A 21577-nucleotide genomic window follows, 5' to 3' on the forward strand; every position below is an offset into this window, starting at 1 on the left:
GTTTGAAAACCAACCTTATGAATCCAATTAATCAAAGCCTCCAAAGTAGTCAAGTCGATATGGCAGGTGTCCAAAAAATCAGCACCCTGATCGAGGGCTTCGATGATATTAGTCACGGAGGGCTGCCTGTCGGTCGCACAACGCTTGTCAGTGGCACTTCAGGAACCGGGAAAACCCTACTGGCAGTGCAGTTTATCTACAACGGAATTACCCAATTTGACGAGTCTGGTATCTTTGTCACCTTTGAAGAATCGCCTGCTGACATCATCAAAAACGCTTTTAGTTTTGGCTGGGATTTACAGAAGTTTATTGATGAAGGCAAGCTGTTTATTTTAGATGCGTCTCCCGATCCAGAGGGGCAGGATGTTGTCGGCAATTTTGATCTCTCAGCCCTGATCGAGCGGATTCAATACGCCATTCGCAAATATAAGGCAAGACGGGTGTCGATCGATTCAGTAACGGCTGTCTTTCAGCAATATGATGCGGCTTCGGTGGTGCGTCGCGAAATTTTTCGATTGGTGGCCCGACTCAAACAGGTGGGGGCGACGACGATTATGACCACTGAGCGAGTGGAGGAATACGGCCCGGTCGCGCGATTTGGGGTCGAAGAATTTGTGTCCGACAACGTGGTGATTGTGCGGAATGTCTTAGAAGGAGAACGCCGACGACGCACGATCGAAGTTCTCAAGCTGCGGGGCACGACCCACATGAAGGGCGAATATCCGTTTACGATCACCCGTAATGGCATCAATATCTTCCCGTTGGGGGCGATGCGGTTGACTCAGCGATCGTCCAATATTCGCGTCTCGTCAGGGGTGACTACGCTGGATGGCATGTGTGGCGGCGGTTTCTTTAAAGACTCGATCATTTTGGCGACGGGTGCCACCGGGACTGGGAAAACGCTGCTGGTGAGTAAATTTTTGCAGGAAGCTTGTCAGCGAGGCGATCGGGCGATCCTATTTGCCTACGAAGAATCCCGCGCCCAGCTTTCTCGAAATGCCTATTCCTGGGGCATCGACTTTGAGGATTTAGAACAGAAAGGCTTGCTAAAAATTATCTGCGCTTACCCTGAATCCGCCGGACTGGAGGATCATCTGCAAATCATCAAATCAGAAATTGCCGAATTTAAACCGTCGAGGATTGCGATCGATTCCCTCTCTGCCTTGGCGCGAGGCGTGAGCAACAATGCTTTTCGTCAGTTTGTGATTGGGGTGACGGGCTTCGCCAAGCAGGAAGAAATCACCGGGTTTTTCACCAACACCACCGATCAGTTTATGGGGTCACATTCGATCACCGATTCCCACATCTCGACGATCACCGACACGATCATCATGCTGCAATACGTCGAGATTCGCGGCGAAATGTCTCGTGCACTCAACGTCTTTAAGATGCGCGGCTCGTGGCACGATAAAGGCATTCGGGAATACACAATCAGCGCTCAAGGCCCCGACATCAAAGACTCATTCCGCAACTTTGAGCGAATCATCAGCGGCTCACCCACTCGAATTGCAGTAGACGAAAAGATGGATCTCGCCCGAATCGTTAAGGGCGTAAAGGACGAGAAAGAGTAGTTCTAAAAAGAGTAGTTCTAAATGGAATCCTCCTCACTTTTCACTAGCGCTTTCAACCGTTGTGCAAAGGCAGGTTTGTCGAACAGGTCGATCGATCGCTCCCTTAGCCAGGTTCCCTCACAGCGGCGATCGTTGCCCTTAAGAATTTCAATACAAGCCGCCGCCACCGCAGACGGATCGCGATGAGGCACTCGCCAGCCCAACTGACCATCTTGCAGCGGATCAGCAGATCCATCCGCATCCCCTGACAAAACTGGAATTCCGCAGGCCATCGCTTCGAGGTAGACGATTCCAAACCCTTCTTGAGACGGCATGATGTAAGCGTCCGCCAAGCGATAATGATCGACCAACGCTTCAGTCGCGACGAACCCTGCAAAGACGACGCGATCGCTCACTCCCAATTCTTCGGCCAGTTTCGCCAGTCTGGGCTGATCGTCTCCTCGCCCAATCACCAGATATTTGACCGTCGGAAAGGTGCGGAGAATTTCAGGCAGCGCCCGAATCGTCACATCCACGCCCTTGTAGGGATCGCCTGACCAGAGACGCGCCACGGTCATCAGAACCTTTGAACCTGTCAACTGATAGCGATCGACCAGTTCAACCAATCTCGCCCCCGGTGTGAAAGCAGTGCCATCGATCGCACAAGCCAACATTTCGACACGGTTGGGATCGATTTCGTTGGCTGCACAGCAGCGATCGCGAGAATATCGGCTAATCGTCCAGATGCGATCGGCTTGCTGAAGTGCTCTGCGTTTATTTTCAGGCAGCGGTTCCCAGACTTCTTTGCCATAGGTCAGCACCGTATAGGAAATGCCCAACGGCTGACAGAGCGCCCGAATCAACGGAGCCAGATTGATGTGACCACAAAAAACCCGTCGCGGTCGATTTTTGAGCAAATGAGCAAACAGAACGGCGGCTAATCGAATGCGTCCCAGACTTGCAGAACGAGTCTTCAAATAGTGAAACTTGAGCGAACTTGCCTCAAACGGATTCTCTACATCCGCTCCGTCTCTCAACAAAAAAACATCCGCCCCCCCAACCCGCGAAGAATACGCCTGCAAAATATCCTTCACGTAGGACTGAATGCCACCTTCGATCGAAAAAATTTCCAAAAACACAAACACGGTTTTGAGGGATGAGGGAGAAGGGATGAGGGATGAGGGAGAAGGGATGAGGGATGAGGGAGGAGGGAGGAGGGATGAAGAAGTTTGCTCATCACCAGATGGATCTGATCGACCCTTTGGAGGTAACTCAAAGAGATTGTCACTTTCCGACCCAGTTTCTAACCGCATTGCTTCCAATTCTGTAGCCAACCTTTCATCCCTCATCCCTCATCCCTCATCCCACTTCATCCCTTACTACGTGCTTGCTTCGCCATATCAACCAGCGTATGGTGAGCGTCTTCAGCATCTTTTAGCACATGGTCAAACGGAATCCGCAAAGACACGGGTTCTCCATTCACTTGCGCGTTGAGATCCATTCCGGTCGCGTCGATCGCCAACATTTCTGCCTTCGTCGCCTCAGCCGTCTGACCATAGACTTTTGCATACACCAGGATCGCACTGGCATGGTCATCATTCATGTGTTTACAGATGCGATCGCTTACGGCTTTAGAAAACACGTCATTACTAACTTCTGACATCTTCAACAGATCCAATTCACTGTCTGGGATCTTAGCATCAGGAGAATCCAACCCAAAATGCTCGATCGTGCCATCCTAAAAACAGCAGTTTGAGGTGGTCTATGGCGAAGGTGGTGGTCGTTGGGGCAGGTTGGGCAGGATTGGGAGCCACCTATCACCTGGCAAAACAGGGCTATGACGTGACGCTGCTAGAGGCAGGAAGCTATCCGGGCGGGTTGGTTGCAGGCTGGAAGACAGCCAAAGGACGGTCTGTAGAAGCAGGCATTCATGGCTTCTGGTATCCCTATTTCAATATTTTCTCGCTGGTCAAAGAGTTGGGGTTGAGTCCCTTTACGCCCTGGACGCGATCGTCTCAGTATTCTCCAGCCGGGTTGGAAGTGGTTTCGCCGATTTTTCAAGATCAGCCTCGACTACCGACTCCCCTTGGCACCTTTCTCTATACAGAATTTCAGCGGTTGCCTCTAATCGATCGGCTTTCTGCGCTGCCTTTGCTGTACTCGATCGTCGATTTTGACAACTCCGATGAAGCCTGGAAGCGTTACGACGCAATCACGGCGCGAGAATTGTTCAAAGATTTTGGCGTTTCGGCACGGCTTTACAAAGACTCGTTTGAACCGATGCTGCTGGTCGGTCTGTTTGCGCCTGGTGAGCAGTGTTCGGCGGCGGCAGCTTTGGGAATGCTCTATTACTTTATCCTCGCTCATCAGCCCGATTTTGATGTGGTCTGGTGTCGCGGAACGGTTGGAGAAATGATTTTTCGCCCGTGGGTTGAGAAAATCGAGGCGATCGGCGGCAAGGTTTTAACGCAGCGGCGGGTGAGTGATCTAAGTTTGGAGGATGGCGATTTTGCCTCGGTTAAAGGCGTTGTGTGTGGGGATGAGGTGTTTGAAGCGGATGCGGTGATTTTTGCCGTGGGCGTGAGTGGAATGCAGAAAATCATCAGCAACAGTCCGAGTTTGCAGCGATTTCCTGAGTTTCGCAATGTGATGAATTTGGGTGCGATCGATGTTTTGGCAACTCGATTGTGGTTCGATCGCAAAGTAGCCATTCCTCGCCCCTCAAACGCCTGCTTTGGGTTTGACAAGACAACTGGCTGGACGTTCTTTGACCTCAACACTCTGCACGACGAATACCAGCAGGAACCCGGAACCGTTGTCGAAGCGGACTTTTATCACGCCAATCAGTTTTTGCCCTTGAGCAATGAGGAAATTGTGGCGATCGTTCACCGCGATTTGGCGACCTGTATTCCTGCCTTTGGCGATGCCCGCGTCGTTGATAGTAGTGTGATTCGCCTGCCCAGAGCCGTCACCCACTTTTCACCCGGAAGCTACGCCTCCATGCTGCCCGGATCGACCCCCGTGCAAAACTTGTTTATGAGCGGCGATTGGGTCATGACTCGTCATGGCTCCTGGTCACAAGAAAAAGCCTACGTGACCGGGTTAGAAGCGGCTAATCGCGTCATCGATCGCTTCGGTGGCTCTCATGCGACGATTCTCCCGATCGCAGCCGACGAACCTCATATTCAGGCTGCTCGACAAGTGAATCGATCGCTGCGAGATCTCGGTAAAGCCTTACTGCCTAATTTTTGGCTGCCCTAATTGACTCGGATGCCCCGTACCGAAGCGCCCACGAAGCTTACCTCATGTCGTAGCCAAACAGGTTGGGATCGACTTCGCCCGCTTGCAGGTCTGCCAATCCGTATTCTGCCCAGCGACGTTCGACCATTGCTGCCACATCGGGATCGGACTTCAACGGAGCCGCCCAGGGTCGATCGGTTTCGGGGTAAATTTTCGTCGTTGCATCAATGCCCATGCGACTGCCCAAACCAGGCTTCTCAGTCGCAAAATCTAGCGAGTCAAAGGGATTGTCAGGCAAAATAAACACGTCTCTGGCAGGATCAACTTTTGAGGTAATCGCCCACACAACGGCTCTTGGATCGCGAATGCTAATGTCTTTATCGACCACAATCACAAACTTGGTATACGTGAACTGAGGCAACGCACTCCAAAATGCTAAAGCTGCCCGTCGAGCCTGTCCGGGATAGGCCTTGTCGATCGAGATCACCGCTGCCTTATAGCTCAAAGCTTCCATTGGCAAAAAGAAGTCGATGATTTCGGGAACCTGCTGTCTGAGAATTGGGGTGTAAATGCGGTTGAGAGCGATCGCCATCATTGCGTCTTCTTTAGGAGGACGACCGCTAAATGTGGTTAGGTAAATCGGATCTCTGCGGTGCGTCATGCAGTTAAAGTGAATCAAGGGCGCTTTCTCATTTACGCCACCGTAGTAGCCCATGTGATCGCCTGCTGGCCCATCTACACCTGTCTCGCCTGGGGTAATCGTTCCTTCCAACACGATTTCAGAATCCGCAGGCACTTCTAAATCAACGGTTTTGCACTTGGCAAGATTGATTCCTTTACCGCCATAAATTCCCGCAAACAGCCATTCTGAAAGGTCTACGGGTAGGGGAGTCGCCGCCGCCATGATCACTAAAGGATCAACCCCAAGAGCGATCGCCACCTCCAGATTCTTGCCCATTGCAGCCGCTTTTCTCAAGTGCCGAGTCGCTCCCCGCACCGATAGCCACTGCACCGTCATCGTGTTTTTGGACTGCAACTGCAAGCGATACACGCCCACGTTGACAATTTTGGTTTCAGGATCTTTGGTGATCATCAACCCCAACGTCATCACCTTGTTGGCATCTCCGGGATAGACACGCAACAGCGGCAGTTTCGTCAAATCGACCTCATCGTCTTTGAGAACAACCTGCTGGCAAACGGGAAAGAGATCGCGATCGGGTTTCGCCTTAATCACATCAAAAAGAACTTTACCCAGGTCGATCGCTTGAGAAATCTTTTTGGGAGGTCTGGGCTGATACAGCAGCGCCAATTTTTTGCCGAGCGATTCTAACTCCTGGGGGGTTTCCATATTCATGGCGTAGCAGACTCGCTGAACCGTTCCCATCAGATTGATCGCAACGGGATAGGGCGATCCTTTGACATTTTCAAACAGCAACCCCGGTCCACCTCGCTGCAACATTCGGGTCGCAATTTCGGCAATCTCCAAGTCTGAATCTACGGGAGCGCTAATCCGTCGCAGTTGGCCCCGTTGCTCAAGCTGTTTGATAAATCCCCGCAAATCTCTCGCCATGATGAAGCAATGTAAAGGTCTTTTCTCATTATGAGGGCTACCGTGTACACACAAGTTGATTAGATCCATCATTGCCGAGACCCTTCGCCCCCTAAATCCCCCAAAATTGGGGGACTTTGAGCTGTCGTCATGGCTTTGAACTTTGGAAATCTTTCCTTTGTCAAAGTCCCCCAGAATGGGGGATTTAGGGGGCTGAAGCCGATTGAAACGAAGCGATTCCGGACTTGTGTGTACACGGTAGCATTATGAGGGAGAAGGGAGAACTTCGATGATCTGTTCCCCCTTTGGGGGTAATCCGCTTCGCGGGGAGGCATGGAGGATGAATTCGTTTTAGGAAGGCAATTTTCGGTTCAAACTCCCTCACCTATGGAAGATTTAAGACATCCCTGGCTAGAACACTCCTCCCTCCTCCCTCCTCCCTCCTCCCTCCTCACTTTCCCGATCGTTTGGGTATCTTAGAAGCACGCTCTCTTCCGGTGCTCATGGCAACTCAGAAAGTCCCCCTCGAAGCCCTACAAAAGATTCGTCGGTATCTTACAAGTGCGCTGACCTTCCCCGATTCCGAGAATCATCCTAAAAAGTGGTCTGCTGGCGGCGAAGAACTACCAGAGCCTGATTCGCTAGATGGACTGGGGGATCTGTTTCACTTTGGCGGTATTCCTGAAGAAACAATTCACAGCCCCAACACTCAAGGGCAATGGTTTATCAGTGCAGTCAATCCTGGGTCAGTGTTAGCCAAGCTACCCGGACTGAGGCTAAAACCAGAAATGCGGCTTGTCAGCTATCTGTATCGCCTTGAGCAAGGGCGCGAGCTAGACGGCATCAACGCAACCTGGGCCCTACCCGAATCCTTAAGCACAACAGCCCATCTTCAAGAGGCCCTGAGAATGTGTGGGGGTCGAGACAAGCCGCCTGAGCCAAAGGGCGTACTTGCTGATTTTATGGAGGCGGTGGAGGGCGATCGGTCTCCCATGTCTTACGTCATTGCCTCGATTTTGCGCCGAGAGCTTTTAGAATCTGGGGCATTGGGCAAAACTCGCCAGTGGTCAGACCATCACCTGATCGACTCGCTGCCGTCTGCTCAGTGGCAATGGCGCACTTCAGGGATCAAAGACCTGTCGCCCAAGGTGCGGCTCTTTCCCGACGGCAAAGCAGCCCTGGAGTTTTTCACCTGCCGCAACGCAGGAACGCACTGCTTAGAAACTGCAAGAGTTGCCCTATTTCAGCACCTCGACCAATATTCTCCCAACACTTACCGGGCGCAAAGTTTGGATCGGGCGGTGGCGATCGCCCCAAAAAGTCTCTAGACCAAAGACAGGAGATCAAGACACTAGACCGAAACTCTAAATGCTGCTTAGTCCCATGTCCAGCATCCCTAATTCCCAGCAGAAGCGACAGGTGGAAAGCTCACCGATGTGACTGCGCCCAAGGCTCCTAAAGGTTTTGCGGTTGTATTGTTAAAGGATGCCGAGACTGCGCCCGCATTGCCCGAACTGATCACCACCTGCTGCTTACCTGACCAGCTTTTTTGTGTGCCCTTGGGTAGCGTTCCCTCGTAGGCCAGCTTGCCGTCTACCTGGACTTCTACCCAGCTTTCGTCGATTAAGTTGACCTTGACCTCGACTGGGCCCGTTGCGACAGCAGGACTGAGACTCGGTGAAGGAGCCACACTCGGACTCGGTGAAACCTTGACAGAGCTTGCAGCAACCACACTCGGACTCGCCTTGGGTGAGGTTTTTTTGGCGGGAGATGAAGCGGCTGATACAACAGGCTTTTGAGTCGAGATCGGTTTGGATGGCTCCGCCACTTTGGGGCGGTTGGCAAGACTGGTGGCGATCAGTCCTAGGACACCCAATCCAACTACGCCGCCGACAACGTAGAGCCAGTTAGGTTGGTTAGAGACAGGAGGCTGATAGACCTCTTCGGGCGGGTGTTGAGGGGCTTCCATCAGATTTGGCTTGGGTGGGGCTTGCGGCTGTTCGATCGAGAACCCCTTTGACAAAACCGTACCGTCTAAGCCTACTGCATCCGCGTAGCGACGAATAAATCCTTGAATAAAGACAGGCTCTGGCAACAGATCCAGGCGACCTGTATCGATCGCGCCCAACAATCGCATGGGAATGTAGGTTTTTGCGGCAATTTCTTCTAGGGATATCGATCGCGCTTGACGTTCTTGGCTGAGTTTTGACCCAATTTCTCGCAACTGTTCTGCCTGCCCCGATGACTCCAGATACTCCACACTTCCCCCTCTTTTCACAACTAATCTCACTCTAAAACGATAGAACAGCCTGTACCATCTCAGTCAAGAGTAACGGCTTGGTATCAGTGCGCTGCTCGATTTAGAGATGAGTTCAGTATGATGGAGAATGACGTAAAGAAATGTAAATAAAGATGCAGAGGAGGGTCATCCTTGTCAGCCCAATGAGATGAGTCAGCCCTGTGCGGATATGGAAGCTGAAAAACTGGGGAATGTCTCGATCAATCTGGTTTATTCCTTGAGAGTGACCTGAAAATTCGATAATCGCGGCAAAATCAACAGGCAAGCTTTTTGGACAAATTTGCTGGCTTTTATGAAAATTGACCATATTCATTTTTATGTAAACGATGCGATCGCATCTCGAAATTGGTTCGTTGACAAGATGGGGTTTCAAGCGATTGAGCAGAATCAGAATCATGACACTCAAACGGAAACGATCGTCAATGGTGCCGTTAAGTTTTTGCTCTCGTCGCCTTTAGCCGCGTCCAGTCCTGTCAAGCGTTTTTTACAGCAACATCCTCCGGGCGTAGTCGATGTGGCGTTTTGTGTGCAGGATTTAGAGGCGGTGATAGAAAGGGCGATCGCGCTTGGCACTCCAGTGTTACAGCCAATTCGACTTGACGCTCAAGCAAGGGTCAAATCAGCTCAAATCGCCGCCTGGGGAACGCTGAAACACACTTTGATTGAGCGAACAGCTTCAAGCAGTCCAAGCTTGCTAGATTCCTCACGCTTCACGCCTCACGCCTCACACCTCACACCTCACACCTCACACCTCACCCAATTCACCGAAATCGATCACGTCGTTCTCAATGTCGCATCAGGAGACTTAGGGAAAGCGGTTAGATGGTATGAGGCAGTTTTAGGGTTTCAGCCGCAGCAGATGTTTGCGATTAAGACCGATCGCTCTGGGTTGTGCAGTCGTGTCATGCAGTATCCCGACAGTTCGGTGAAGTTGCCCATCAATGAGCCGACTTCGGAAAGCTCACAAATTCAGGAGTTTTTGGATTTGAATCGGGGGGCAGGCATTCAACATATTGCGTTGCACACTGAAAATATTGTGGAGGCGATCGCTCGGTTTCGTCAGACGGGTTTATCTTTTTTGCAGGTTCCAGACTGTTATTACACGCAGCTACAACAGCGTCCCAGTTATCGGCTTTCTGAGTCTCAACTGATGGAGATTAGAGCGCAACAGCTTTTGGTAGATTGGCAAACCGATCGACCAGAGGGGGTGTTGATTCAAACTTTTACTCAGCCGATCTTTGAGTGTCCGACTTTCTTTTTTGAACTGATCGAGCGGCGAACTTATGCACTGGACGATCGACTTCTACAAGCACAGGGCTTTGGAGAAGGAAACTTTCGGGCGTTGTTTGAAGCGATCGAGCGTGAGCAACTCAGGCGAGGCAGTTTGAAGGGATGAGGGAGAACTGCGATGATCTGTTCCCCTTTGGGGGTAATCCGCTGCGCGAGGAGGGAGGAGGGAGGAGGGATGAACTGGAACTCTTCTCTTAAAGTCCTCCAGAATTGGCAGCTTGGGGGGCAGAAGCGCTGAACAACGAAGCAAAAAAACTTGCTCAATTAACATTCTCAGCTATTGAGCTTTGAGTCTGGCAGCCGTTCTGAGGATTTGTCCGGCTAGAATTGCGGCCCCAAAGCCGTTATCGATGTTGACGACTCCTACGCCTGCGGCACAAGAATTGAGCATGGTGAGAAGCGGGGCGAGACCGTTGAAGCTGGCCCCATAGCCGACACTTGTGGGAACTGCGACGATCGCACAGTTTGCCAGACCCGCCACCACACTGGGTAAGGCTCCCTCCATTCCAGCCACGACAATCAGCACGTCAGCATCGGCGATCACATGCAGATTGCCCAACAGTCGATGAATGCCCGCAACGCCTACATCCCATAGTCGCTTGACGTGAAAGCCAGAAAGTTCTGCTGTGACGGCCGCTTCTTCGGCGACGGGGAGATCAGCGGTGCCTGCCGAGAGGATGCCGATCGTCCCCGGATTCGTGTAGCTCTGAGATGAGTTGGCAGAACGCTTTAGGGCACAGATTCGAGCCATTGAGTAGTATTCAGCATCGGGGATCATCTCTTTGATCCAGGCGTAGGTTTCAGGATCGACGCGGGTAGCCATGACAACGGAGGCTCGATCGCGCATTGCCTCCATAATTTGAGCGATTTGGTCGGGGGTTTTGCCTTGTCCCCAGATCACTTCTGGAAAACCAGTCCGCAGGGCACGATGATGGTCGATGTGTGCAAAGTCTCCGACGGGTTCGTAGTCGAGATGCTTGAGTTTGGTCATGGCTTCGTCTGGGCTGACGTTTCCTTGGGCGACGGCGTTGAGGAGATTTTTGAGAACTTCGGGTTGAGTCATTTTGAAGTGAGGAGTGAGGAGTAAGGAGTGAGGAGGGACGAATGGGAAGCGGTTTATATCTGAGTTGATGGTCTGAGGTGCGGCGGTGATAGTTTGAGGTGGGTTGGTGATACTCAAACAATCAAGCAGGATACTTCAGGGTGAGACGGCGATACTCAAAGAATCAAGCGCGATACTCTGAGGTGAGTTGACGATACTCTGAAGTGGGTTGGCGATACTCAAAGAATCAAGCGCGATACTCTGAGGTGGGTTGCTGATGCTCTAAGGTGGGTTGACGGTGCTCAAAGAATCAAGTGCGATACTCTGAGGTGAGTTGACGATACTCTGAGGTGGGAGTGGGATGATTCAGGGTTCGGCAGTGATGGTCTGAGGTAGGCGCAGGATGTCTAGCAAGTCCAGCACGATGCTTTTCTGGTCATCCGCAAAGTTTCAAGCTTAAAACAGAATTTTCAATCTATCAGAGCCACGATCACAGGTTGCATCACTCAAAGCCCTACTTTCATCCCTCCTCCCTCCTCCCTCCTCCCTGTCTTCTCATCCTTCATCCCTAATTCTCAGTTCTTCGATATTCCAAAGTCCCCAAGTGGGCAGACCTGAATACTTGAGACCCTGGACTCGATCGCGCACCACCATCAACGCTGAGTCATTCACGAGATGAATCACAGGTAGCTGTTCCTGCACTATTTTTTGAAACTGCGCGTAGATTTGTTTGCGTTTCTCAAAGTCGAGTTCTCTGGCCCCGGTGATAAAGAGGCGATCGATTTCTTTTTCCCAATCGTTGGCTTCCCAACCTTGAATCGGGGACTGTCCGGGTTGCTGCTTTAAGTTGAAAGAATGCGAACCGCCCCCACTCATCCAAAGATTAGCGCTGCCGTGAGGCTCGACCCCCCCTGTAAAACCAATCATGTGAACGTCCCAATCGCGAGTGCTGGAGATCTTGTCGGTCAGCGTGTTGAAGTTGATCGGGTTAAAGTCTACTTGAATGCCAATCTTGCTGAGATCTTGTTTAACCTGTGCCCCGATCGCTTCTCTCACCTTATTCCCTGCATTGGTGTTAAACGTAAAACGGACTCGATTACCCCTAGCATCTATCAACTGCCCCTGAGCATTGTATTTAAACCCCGCCCCTTTGAGCAGTTCTCGCGATTTGTCAGGGTTGTAGTTATAGACCTTTAAGCCCTCCTTGGGAGATAGAAAGAACGGACTCTGAACGGTAATGGGCGAATTTTGAATTGTGCCCAAGCCGCGAAAAATATTGTTGTTGATGCGATCGCGATCGATTCCATAGGCCACCGCTTGACGAAACGCCAAAGTATTAAACCAAGCCGACTTAATCGGATCAACGACTGGCTTCCCTTTTTGATCCCGCGCCTTGTTGAGGTTAAACGCCATGTAGAGAGTGCCTGACCACGCGCCCCCGTTTTTGACCTCAAAGCTGCCCCGTTTCTCTTCGCGCTTGAGCAGTGAGAAGTATTCAGGACGCAGCGGCCGAGCGTCTCCCATCGCATCCAGATCGCCCGATCGAAATCTCAAAAGCTGGGTATCTACATTCTCAACAAACTGCCAGATAATGCGATCGACATACGGTAATTGTGTCCCCTGCTCATCTTTGCGCCAGTAGTAAGGATTGCGTCGATAAACGAGCCGCTGCCCTCCGGTAAAGCTCTCCATCTGATAAGCCCCGTTCACCACTAGTTTCGTTGGGTCAGTATCCGTGCCCCAGGTTGAGAGAAATTTAGGATTGCCGTCCTTGCCGATCGCCTTCACGGTCTCCCCCAGAATGTGCTTCGGCAAAATTACTACATTGTCAGGTGCCCCAGTCATCACACTCAACAACGGCGCAAACGGCTCCGGCAATGTGAAATCGACGCGCAAATTATCCAGCTTGCGAACCGTCGGAAACTCCCCCTTCACGCCAATTTTTAGCGCGTCCTTCCAGTCAGTAGGAATCTTGGGGTTAAAAATCGTCTCAAACGTAAACACTACATCATCCGCCGTCAAAGGCTGACCATCCGACCACTTCAGCCCCTCACGCAGCTTGAAGGTCACATGTTTGCGGTCAGTCGAAATTGTCCACGACTCCGCCAGCGCAGGCTTGATCTTGCCCGTCACGCCATCTTCCTGCGTCAACCCTTCAAAGCAAAAGAGCGAAATATTCGGAAACTCCTGGATCAATGCCGGGTTAAACGTTTTGGGATCATTGAGCGTACTTAAAACTAATTGCGTCCCCTGCGCCGCTTGACTCCTCAAGTCCGTCGAACTGCACCCCCCGATCGTCCACAAAACAGCGATCGCCCAGATGACACACAACCCTCTGCGAAAGCGATCGCCCAAAAGAACCTTTCTCATGCTGATGATTAATTTAGTGACTCTTGACACCCTTCTACATCACTCATCCACCGTTCGCAATTCTCGAATGTTCCACAGCGCATCGCCTAGCTCTGGGTACTCAATCTTTTGAATGCGATCGCGCACCGCCGCCAACAACAACCCATTCGCCAACGGAATCCAGGGCAGGTACTCCTGAGAAAGTTGCTGAGTCCGGGCGTAGATGGCTTTACGCTTGGTTTCGTCTAGTTCTTGTGACCCTTCGATATACAGGCGACTGATTTCAGCCTCCCAGGGCGCGATCACCCGACCTTCGATCGGACGACTCGGCGTACTCGGCGCATTAAAGCTATGAGAAGACCCTTCGGTAGACCAGACGTTGGTGCCACCGTGCGGATCGCGTCCACCGCCCCCCATCAAAATCAAGTAACAATCCCAATCGAGCGAGTTGTCAAGCTTGTCAAGCATTAAGTTGAAGTTGATCGGGTTCAAGTCTACCTGAATGCCTAACTTACTGAGATCCTGCTTAATCTGAGCCGTCATCGCCACCCGAAATGTATTCTCAGCGTTGGTCATCAGCGTAAACCGGACTCGATTACCATCTGCATCCAACAACTGCCCCTGGGGATTGTATTTGAACCCAGCTTCTTTCAAAAGCTCCTTTGATTTTTGAGGCTCATAGTTATAAACCTTCAGTCCCTTTTCGGGTGGAAGAAAGAACGGACTTTGAGAAATGATCGGCGAATTTACCAGAACCCCAACGCCGCGATAGATATTGTTGACGATTTTCTGACGATCGATCCCATAGGCCACCGCCTGCCGAAACTTCACATTATTAAACCAGCGAGACTTAATTGGATCGACGACTGGCTTCCCTTTACGCCGCCCCTGATTTAGATTAAACGCGATGAACGTCGTTCCAGGACGCGGGCCGCCCACATGCAGCGTAAATTTCCCCCGCTTCTCTTCCTGCTTCAACAAAGGAAAGTCTTCCGGGCGAAGCGGTTCGATCGCGTCAGGGCCACCTGAGCGAAATTGCAGCAGTGAAAGATTCTGGTTTTCGACCGCAGACCAGACAATTCGCTCAACATAAGGCTGCTGGTTGCCTTGATTATCTTTGCGCCAATAATAAGGGTTGCGCCGAAAGATCACTCGCTGACTCGTCACATACTCATCCAGCGTGTAAGGGCCATTACAGATAATCTTCTTCGGGTCTGTCCCCGTGCCCCAGGTGGTGAGAAAGAGCGGATTGCCCTCTTTGTCCTTCTGCGTCACCGTCTCTCGCAAAATGTGAGCAGGCATAATCGGCAAGCCCGTACTATTTCGCAAAAAAGGCGCAAACGGTTCCGGTGTCGAAAACTCAACGCGACGATCGTCCAGCTTTTTCACCGTCGGCAACTTTCGCGCTTTGCCAATCCGCAACAGATCCTGAATGTCAGTCGGAATCCTAGGATTGAGGTAAATATCCTGATAGGTAAAGACCACATCATCCACCGTCAGCGGCTCCCCATCCGACCACTTCAACCCCGGACGCATTGTAAACACCACCTGCTGCTTATTGTCCGAAATCGTCCACGACTCCGCCAGCGCAGGTTCTAGCTCTCCGGTTAACGCATTTTCGCCGATCAGTCCCTCATAAATGTAGCCAAACACATTGGGACTCTCATTACTCAGCGCGAAGTTAAACGTCTTGGGATCGCCAATCTGACTTTCCACAATCTGAGACACCTGAGCCGCCTGCGTTCGATAATCTTGCGGATCACACCCTGTAAGCGCCATCGCCAGGAGAATGATCCCTACCAGCCAAAACCGCCGAAATTTTTTAGAGAAAGAAACCATAGCGCCGCGTGCAAAAAGGTCAACGATCGGAACTGCCAGCCATCTCAAAGCAGGCATCCTGAATCCTTTCTACACCCTACCGCGATTTTATGGGGGACTTTTTTAACCTGCCAAGCGATCAAGCTTCTCCCGAATCGCCAACCGAATCAAAGACTTCAATAAAAACGTGCCCGACACGCCCGCCAGCACAAAGGCTGCGATCGCCCCACCCGAATACGCGCCTCCCACCAGCAAAACCGTCCCCGATAATGCAGAAAAGCCCGTCAAACAGGCATATAGCAACGCCTTCACAGCCAGCCGCAGCGTTTTGAGGTGGCGATCGCTCTCCACAGACTGCACCCGAATCTGCAATTCTCCTTGCTCCAAGCGGGCTTCTAACCGCCGTAGCGCCTGTTCTGTAGCGTTGGGCTTGTTGAGTTGAAACGTTAAATAGCCTTTCGCCTGCCGCGCCAACTCGCCCAACCCACTGCCCTGTCTCGGAGACGCGACCACAAGACTAGTCACAAAGGGCTTTGCGGCTACCAGCAGGCTATATTGCGGGTCAAGCTCCCGCGCCACCCCATCCAGCGTTGTCAACGCCTTGATAATAAACGTCATCTTAGCGGGGAGGCGAAAAGGCTGCTGCTCAAACAGCGTATACATCTCACCGCGCAAACTCTTAAAATCCTGAACCTCGATCGGCCGCTCAGTGAAGCGATCGACTAAAAATCCTACCACTCGCTTGATCGGGGTCATGTCCGTCACCGTTTCGATCAAGCCCATATCCACTAGCGTATGGACGACTTCATCCGTGTCCTTCTTCAGTACAGCAAAAAACGTCTTGACCATTTGATCGCGGTTGAGCGGCTGCACCTCTGACATCATGCCAAAATCGTAGAAAACCAGCCTGCCGTCTTGAGTCACCGCCATATTACCAGGATGGGGATCAGCTTGAAAAAAACCATCCTGCAACAGTTGCTTAAGATAAGCGCAAATACCCAGATGATTGATTTCCTTGGGATCAATGCCGATCGCCTCCAAACTTTGGCGATCATTGACTTTGATTCCAGGCACATATTCCATCGTCAACACTCTTTGAGTCGTGTAACGAGGATAAACTTTGGGAACCACAATGCGCGGATGATCCGCAAAATTATGGCGAAAGCGATCGGCGTTCATCGCTTCTTGAATGTAGTCCGCTTCTTTCCACAAAATGTCCGCAAACTCGCCGTAAATCGCATCTAAATCGTACTGTCGGGCACTCGGAAAGTAGCGCGTACTCCACCTCACCAATCGACTCAAAACCTGTAAATCAAGCTTGAACAGTCGATCCAAACCCGGACGCTGCACCTTCACCACCACTTCTTCGCCCGTGTGCAGTCGGGCCCGATGTACCTGTCCCAGACTTGCTGCGGCTAAAGGAATGCGATCGAACTCTCGATAAAGCGTTTGTAACGAACTTCCTAATTCTGATTCAACAATAGCGATCGCTTGATCTGCCCCAAACTGCGGAACTTGATCTTGAAGCTTTGTCAGCGCGTTCACGTACTCGATCGGGAGCAAATCAGCCCGTGTAGAGAGGGCCTGCCCGATCTTAATAAAGGTTGGCCCTAGATCGAGCAGCGTTCCCGCTAACCATTGAGCGCGACGATTACGATGTTGGGGCGATCGGTCTGCAACGTTGCGATCCCACCACAGGTTAAAGGCAAATTTGGCTGCCGACACCGAAATATCCACCTGTCTGGCCAGGGGAGAGTAGTTTTGCTGTTGCCAGCGGAGAGAATGGGGTGTCGCAGTTTGTAACATAACTTCAGGGTATTATACCCAGTCTTCCCCGACAAAACAGGAAAGCCTCAATACACTTACTAAATCGTCAAGAATGGCTTGATAGAATTCGCCGAGAAAGGTCGTCAGATTCCCGCTGGGGGTATCTACTGATTCCTCAATCAAAACTACGGATCAAACAGCGATTTATTCGACGATCTCAAGATTTTGGGGTAGCAACACGGTGAAGCAAGTTTCGTGATGACCCTCTGAGGGAATGCTCGTCGCCGCGATCGTCCCATTCAAATGCTGCACCAGACTCTTCACCAACGCCAGCCCCAATCCTGTACCCGGAACCGCATTCTGAGTCATCCCTTGACAGCGACGGAACTTCTCAAAAATATGGGGTAGCTCTTCTTCTGAGATGCCAGGCCCATAGTTTGACAGGGTGAATGCAATTTGCTGACCCGTTTGCTGAGTCACCTTTAGCGAAACTGTGCTGTTGGGGTCAGAATACTTGCCTGCATTGGTCAATAGTTCCAAAAGAATCCGGTTAAGGCTAGACAAATCGGTGTTGAGATTGAGCGATCGCTTGGGTAGATCGACCTCCAGATTCAAACCTTTGAGTCCCCAACGCTGATAGAAAGGCTGTGTCAGATCGCTGACAACCTGCTTGAGATCGACCTTTTGAAGCTGAATAGGAACCTGCTTAGTCTCCAGTTCTTGAAGTGCCAGCAGATCATTAATCAAATTGGTCTCTTGAGCGCACTGCTGTTCCAAAATGTTGAGATATTGAGTGCGACGATCGGTTGGCAACTCCGCTTCTCGCAGCATTCGGATTGCCAACATCATGCTTGTTAATGGGGTACGCAGTTCGTGGCTCAAGGTGCTGAGAAATTCATCCATTCGCTGGTTCATTTCTCGCAGCTTTTCGATCTGCCTGCGCGTAACCTCATACAGTTTGGCCTGAAGCTCAAGGCTTTGTTGAAGTTGGGCCGTCCGCTCTTCGACCAGAGATTCTACTTGACGCAGCGTCTCAGTCTGGATGATGGCTGAACTGATTTGAGCGCTCACCAATTCAGCAAGCTCGATCTCATCAGGCTGCCAGGTTCGAGGCTGGTCATGTTGTAGGGCAATGAATCCTAACAGTTTGTTTTTGCTTTCGAGGGGCACCAACAGCAACGCAGGCATCTGGGCGGGGTCAAAAATGGGAGCGATCCCCGTCGATTCGATTTGCGGCGGAAACTCATGGGCATCACTAAACGTCAAAGCCCCAGAAGTGCTGCTGATAGCGTGTTCACAGAGGACACATTCTGAAACCCAGAAAGACTGACTGACTGGAGTTTCGGCGAGAGGAGATAGTTCTAGGCTGATCGCCCGCTCCACTTCTTGCCGCCATTCACACTCTACGATCACTCTAGCTCTAGAAACGCGATCGACACTTGATCGAATGCTGTGTCGCGGGTCCCAATACTTTAACCGCAGCACAAACCCTCGTTTGACTTGAAGCGCTTGAGCCGTGCCATCAACGGCCAACTTGAGAATTTTGGGGAGATCTACGCAGTCCTGAATCGACATCGTGAGGCGACGAATCAGCGACTGATACTGGGCTTGCTTAAGAACTTGATGCTGGAGTAAAACCTGGGAGATTGCAGCGGCAACTTGAGGGGAGGTCGTATTCAACGTTGCTACCTCAGCGTCTGACCAGGAGTGGGGGAGCGATCGCAGCAGGATGACCACGCCATTCACCTGACCTTGAAAACGAGTCTCAACCGCCATTACGGCTCGAAAAGGCAGCGTTTTCGAGGTGGAAGTGGCCTCACTAGTTTGTAAATCAGAAATGATGAAGCCCGAATTTGTAAGTGCTGTGTCGGCAATCTCCCAGTAGGGAGTCAAACCTTCAACTCGTGTCGTGTGTTGGTCTACAAACCAATAGGCTTGACGCTGAGGTTGATGACTCGCTGAGACAGAGATTAGGCAGGCATCTACTGCAAAAAATTCGCCCAAAATCGCTGCAATTTTAGACAGGACGGTTTCTGGCTGCGAACTCGTGACAACAGCTTGGGTTATTTGATGCCATAGCAGCATTTCAGATAGCTGCTGAACGGGTTGGGTTGGGCTTTGATGCACGAGAGCGGGTTCAACCGGATAACTGGTGGGTGAAGACTTGCATTCGGAAGGGCATTCGGAAGGAATGAGAAGACGCTCTTCTCTGGAATGGGCAGGGTCTAGCAAGCGCCCCGCTACTTCTGGCGATTCCATTTTGGATCGCGAAACTCTTGCTTGCATCCTGTGGTCATGCTCATAGTTTCTGAACTGTAGAGTCCCCTCACCCAAAATATGTTTGACCGAGTGACTCTAAAACCGAAAGCGAAAGTGGAGTCATTTTTAGCCCACCACTTTACCCGTGAGTGTCGTTAGCTCTCAGATTACAGTGTGCAGAATTTTACGGTATCCGTAATTTCCCTACGATTAGTGATGATCGTTCTCAAAAGCTCCTAAGTTGCACTGAGGAAGTCAGGAATAGCTGAATTTGGAATACGGTGTACAGTATACGGAATGACGTGTTCTTAGGTCACGATTGATTGCTTTTTGGGGTTGACATAGTACACTTGAACGAACACTTAAGCGATCGCTCTAATCTATCACAACTCTCCTTAGCCAACATGACCTCAGCGCAATCTTCTCTCTCTCCTAGCGTGGTTGGGACGGTGAAAGGCCCCGGTGAAAACGGTAATCAGTATGTTTTCATTACCTCTGACAACCGCTATGTCAAGATCGGAGAGTACGTGTACTACGAGGTTTTGGATACTAGCGTTCGTCGCAAGATTTTGGGGAAAATTTCTGCACGCCGCTTAATCGATCACCTGCCCGATCGCATCTTTGCCGATACCGAAATCAGTCCGGAGGCGATCGCCGCTCTTGTGGGTTTCACTTACGACAATCCGGAGATCTACGAGGTCGCAGTCGATGTGATTGGCTATTTTGATCCGGGACTGGGCTTTATGAATCCCCGTAAAACCCCTGATCCGGGCGCAAAGGTCTGTCTAGCTGACAATCTAATGCTGCGGCATGTGTTAAATCGTCGGCAGCCCAAAGACGTTGGCTCGGCTCACATTGGGTCTTTGTTGCTGAGAGAAACGGACGCAGTACCGATCGCCCTCGATGTCAAGGAGCTAGTCAGCACCCACATGGCGATTTTAGCGGGGACGGGATCGGGAAAATCCTATACGGCAGGCGTTTTGGTTGAGGAATTGATGTTGCCCCACAATCGAGCGGCGGTGCTGATTCTCGACCCTCATGGTGAATACGGCACGCTGACCGAAATGCGAGGACATCCCAAATTTGCCTCAGAAGACGGCTACGCGCCTCAGGTTAAGGTGTTGACTCCCGAAGATATTCGGATTCGCATGTCGTCGCTAGATTATTACGATATCTTGAGTCTGCTGCCAGAAATGAGCGATCGTCAGCAGTCTATTCTCAACAAAGCATTTCGACTGCTGCAAAAGCACAAAAGAGGAGAGCATCGCTGGAGTGTGCAAGATCTCATTGCAGCCGTGCGAGAAGCCGATGTCCAAGAAGATGACGAAGGCAACCTCAAGCAAGGCTCTTCGGCCCCAGCGTTGGAATGGAAACTAGAACGACTGGAGCGATCGCAATATTTCCACACGTTTGAGCATACGGTTAGTCCTAGAGACTTGTTTGAGCCGGGACAGGTGACTGTTTTGCAAATGAATGAGATCAATCAGGAAGAACAGCAGGTGATCTGTGCGGCGGTTTTGCGACAGTCCAATCAGGCTCGCATGAACACTCACCGGGGACTGGTCGAATCCAACGACGAAAACTATCTGCCCTATCCTGTCTTTATTTTGTTAGAAGAAGCCCATCGGTTTGCCCCCGCTAACGAGCCGTCTCGCTGTAAGGCCGTTTTACGAACCATTTTGAGTGAAGGTCGAAAATTTGGGCTAGGGATTGGGCTGATCACGCAGCGTCCCGGCAAAATTGACTCGGATGTCTTGTCTCAATGTATGAGTCAGTTCATCATGCGGATTGTCAACCCGGTGGATCAGGAGAGTCTGAAATATGGCGTAGAGGCGGCAGGGCGAGATTTGCTCAAAGAGTTACCAGCCTTGACCAAAGGACAGGTAATCATATCAGGCGCTTGCGTCAACACTCCCGTTCTCTGTAAGGTGCGGCAAAGATTGACGAAACACGGTGGCGAAACACTCAACGCACCCGAACTCTGGCAAAAACACTTTCAGTCGCATCGAGTCCAAGAACGGACGATCGAGAAGGCTCCCCTTTCCATTCCACAGAGAGCGCAAACCGTTAGAGGCAGAAGTATCGATTAAAAAGTACTTTTGCTTGTACCCAAATTGCCCGAAGAATTAACGGTTAAGAGGGATTAAGACTCTCTTAAGGAAGTCGCTCCCACGCTTGAGCCACAATCTCACCCAGCCAGCGTCTCTGCGATCGATCCAGCAGCATATCATCTGCCAAAACCTCAGCCATCAGATCCTCTAGAGATTGCCCTTTATCTCGTGCCACCTGGACGACTCCCGCGATCGCCGACGCAATCAGTTCTTCATTGACTGGTTTTTGTCTTAGAGCGGCGATTTCTTGGGGGTTAGCTGGAATAGGATAGTTCATGGCGGGCATTCGGAACACAATGATCT

The 21577-nt window shown here is 51.2% G+C and carries 15 protein-coding genes; 5 read left to right on the top strand and 10 right to left on the bottom strand.

Translation table 11 applies throughout. The annotated features are described in order from the left end of the window. Positions 1-17 precede the first annotated feature (17 nt). Entirely contained in the window at positions 18-1571 is a 1554-nt protein-coding gene (kaiC, locus tag ACKFKF_RS18610) for a circadian clock protein KaiC (RefSeq protein WP_446861809.1), read from the top strand. A gap of 17 nt (positions 1572-1588) precedes the next feature. Here the strand turns inward: kaiC and ACKFKF_RS18615 are convergent, their stop codons facing one another. Both ACKFKF_RS18615 and ACKFKF_RS18620 read right to left on the bottom strand, forming a co-directional pair. Next, the gene (locus ACKFKF_RS18615; protein ID WP_446869065.1) at positions 1589-2899 is read right to left on the bottom strand and encodes a glycosyltransferase family 4 protein; all 1311 of its coding nucleotides are present in this window, start codon (positions 2897-2899) and stop codon (positions 1589-1591) included. A 20-nt stretch (positions 2900-2919) separates the two neighbouring features. Next, on the bottom strand, positions 2920-3213 hold the full coding sequence (locus ACKFKF_RS18620; protein ID WP_446869066.1) for a DUF2470 domain-containing protein: 294 nt from the start codon (positions 3211-3213) through the stop codon (positions 2920-2922). A gap of 101 nt (positions 3214-3314) precedes the next feature. Here ACKFKF_RS18620 and ACKFKF_RS18625 point away from each other — a divergent pair, with 101 nt between their 5' ends. Beyond that, positions 3315-4811, top strand: a complete 1497-nt coding sequence (locus ACKFKF_RS18625) for a hydroxysqualene dehydroxylase (protein WP_446869067.1) — start codon at positions 3315-3317, stop codon at positions 4809-4811. A gap of 37 nt (positions 4812-4848) precedes the next feature. On the opposite strand, the gene ACKFKF_RS18630 is transcribed toward ACKFKF_RS18625, so the two are convergent. Next, entirely contained in the window at positions 4849-6360 is a 1512-nt protein-coding gene (locus ACKFKF_RS18630; protein ID WP_446861813.1) for a UbiD family decarboxylase, read from the bottom strand. 482 nt (positions 6361-6842) lie between these two features. Between ACKFKF_RS18630 and ACKFKF_RS18635 the strand changes: the two genes are divergently transcribed. After that, positions 6843-7667 carry a hypothetical protein gene (locus ACKFKF_RS18635; protein WP_446869068.1) on the top strand — a complete coding sequence of 275 codons (825 nt, stop codon included), beginning with the start codon at positions 6843-6845 and terminating at the stop codon, positions 7665-7667. 68 nt (positions 7668-7735) lie between these two features. Here the strand turns inward: ACKFKF_RS18635 and ACKFKF_RS18640 are convergent, their stop codons facing one another. Next, complete coding sequence (locus ACKFKF_RS18640; protein ID WP_446869069.1) at positions 7736-8617, bottom strand: helix-turn-helix domain-containing protein; 882 nt, start codon at positions 8615-8617, stop codon at positions 7736-7738. Between the two features lie 301 nt (positions 8618-8918). On the opposite strand from ACKFKF_RS18640, the gene hppD reads away from it, so the two are divergent. Continuing rightward, positions 8919-10034 carry a 4-hydroxyphenylpyruvate dioxygenase gene (hppD, locus tag ACKFKF_RS18645; protein ID WP_446869070.1) on the top strand — a complete coding sequence of 372 codons (1116 nt, stop codon included), beginning with the start codon at positions 8919-8921 and terminating at the stop codon, positions 10032-10034. A 171-nt stretch (positions 10035-10205) separates the two neighbouring features. On the opposite strand, the gene larB is transcribed toward hppD, so the two are convergent. The 5 genes from larB to ACKFKF_RS18670 all read right to left on the bottom strand — a co-directional run bounded on the left by larB (position 10206) and on the right by ACKFKF_RS18670 (position 19163). Continuing rightward, entirely contained in the window at positions 10206-10991 is a 786-nt protein-coding gene (gene larB / locus ACKFKF_RS18650; protein WP_446869072.1) for a nickel pincer cofactor biosynthesis protein LarB, read from the bottom strand. Positions 10992-11525: 534 nt separating this feature from the next. Then, positions 11526-13340, bottom strand: a complete 1815-nt coding sequence (locus tag ACKFKF_RS18655; protein WP_446869073.1) for an ABC transporter substrate-binding protein — start codon at positions 13338-13340, stop codon at positions 11526-11528. Between the two features lie 39 nt (positions 13341-13379). Further along, positions 13380-15215: an ABC transporter substrate-binding protein gene (locus tag ACKFKF_RS18660; protein WP_446869074.1), complete on the bottom strand. Its 1836-nt coding sequence runs from the start codon at positions 15213-15215 to the stop codon at positions 13380-13382. A 45-nt stretch (positions 15216-15260) separates the two neighbouring features. Next, positions 15261-16943, bottom strand: coding sequence for an ABC1 kinase family protein (locus tag ACKFKF_RS18665; protein WP_446869076.1), 1683 nt, complete (start codon positions 16941-16943; stop codon positions 15261-15263). A gap of 165 nt (positions 16944-17108) precedes the next feature. Continuing rightward, positions 17109-19163, bottom strand: coding sequence for an ATP-binding protein (locus ACKFKF_RS18670; protein WP_446869077.1), 2055 nt, complete (start codon positions 19161-19163; stop codon positions 17109-17111). 404 nt (positions 19164-19567) lie between these two features. Here ACKFKF_RS18670 and ACKFKF_RS18675 point away from each other — a divergent pair, with 404 nt between their 5' ends. Then, complete coding sequence (locus ACKFKF_RS18675) at positions 19568-21253, top strand: ATP-binding protein (RefSeq protein WP_446869079.1); 1686 nt, start codon at positions 19568-19570, stop codon at positions 21251-21253. Between the two features lie 64 nt (positions 21254-21317). On the opposite strand, the gene ACKFKF_RS18680 is transcribed toward ACKFKF_RS18675, so the two are convergent. Beyond that, entirely contained in the window at positions 21318-21551 is a 234-nt protein-coding gene (locus ACKFKF_RS18680) for a hypothetical protein (RefSeq protein WP_446862120.1), read from the bottom strand. Between the last annotated feature and the right edge of the window lie 26 nt (positions 21552-21577).

It is taken from the genome of Phormidesmis sp. 146-12 (assembly GCF_052939495.1).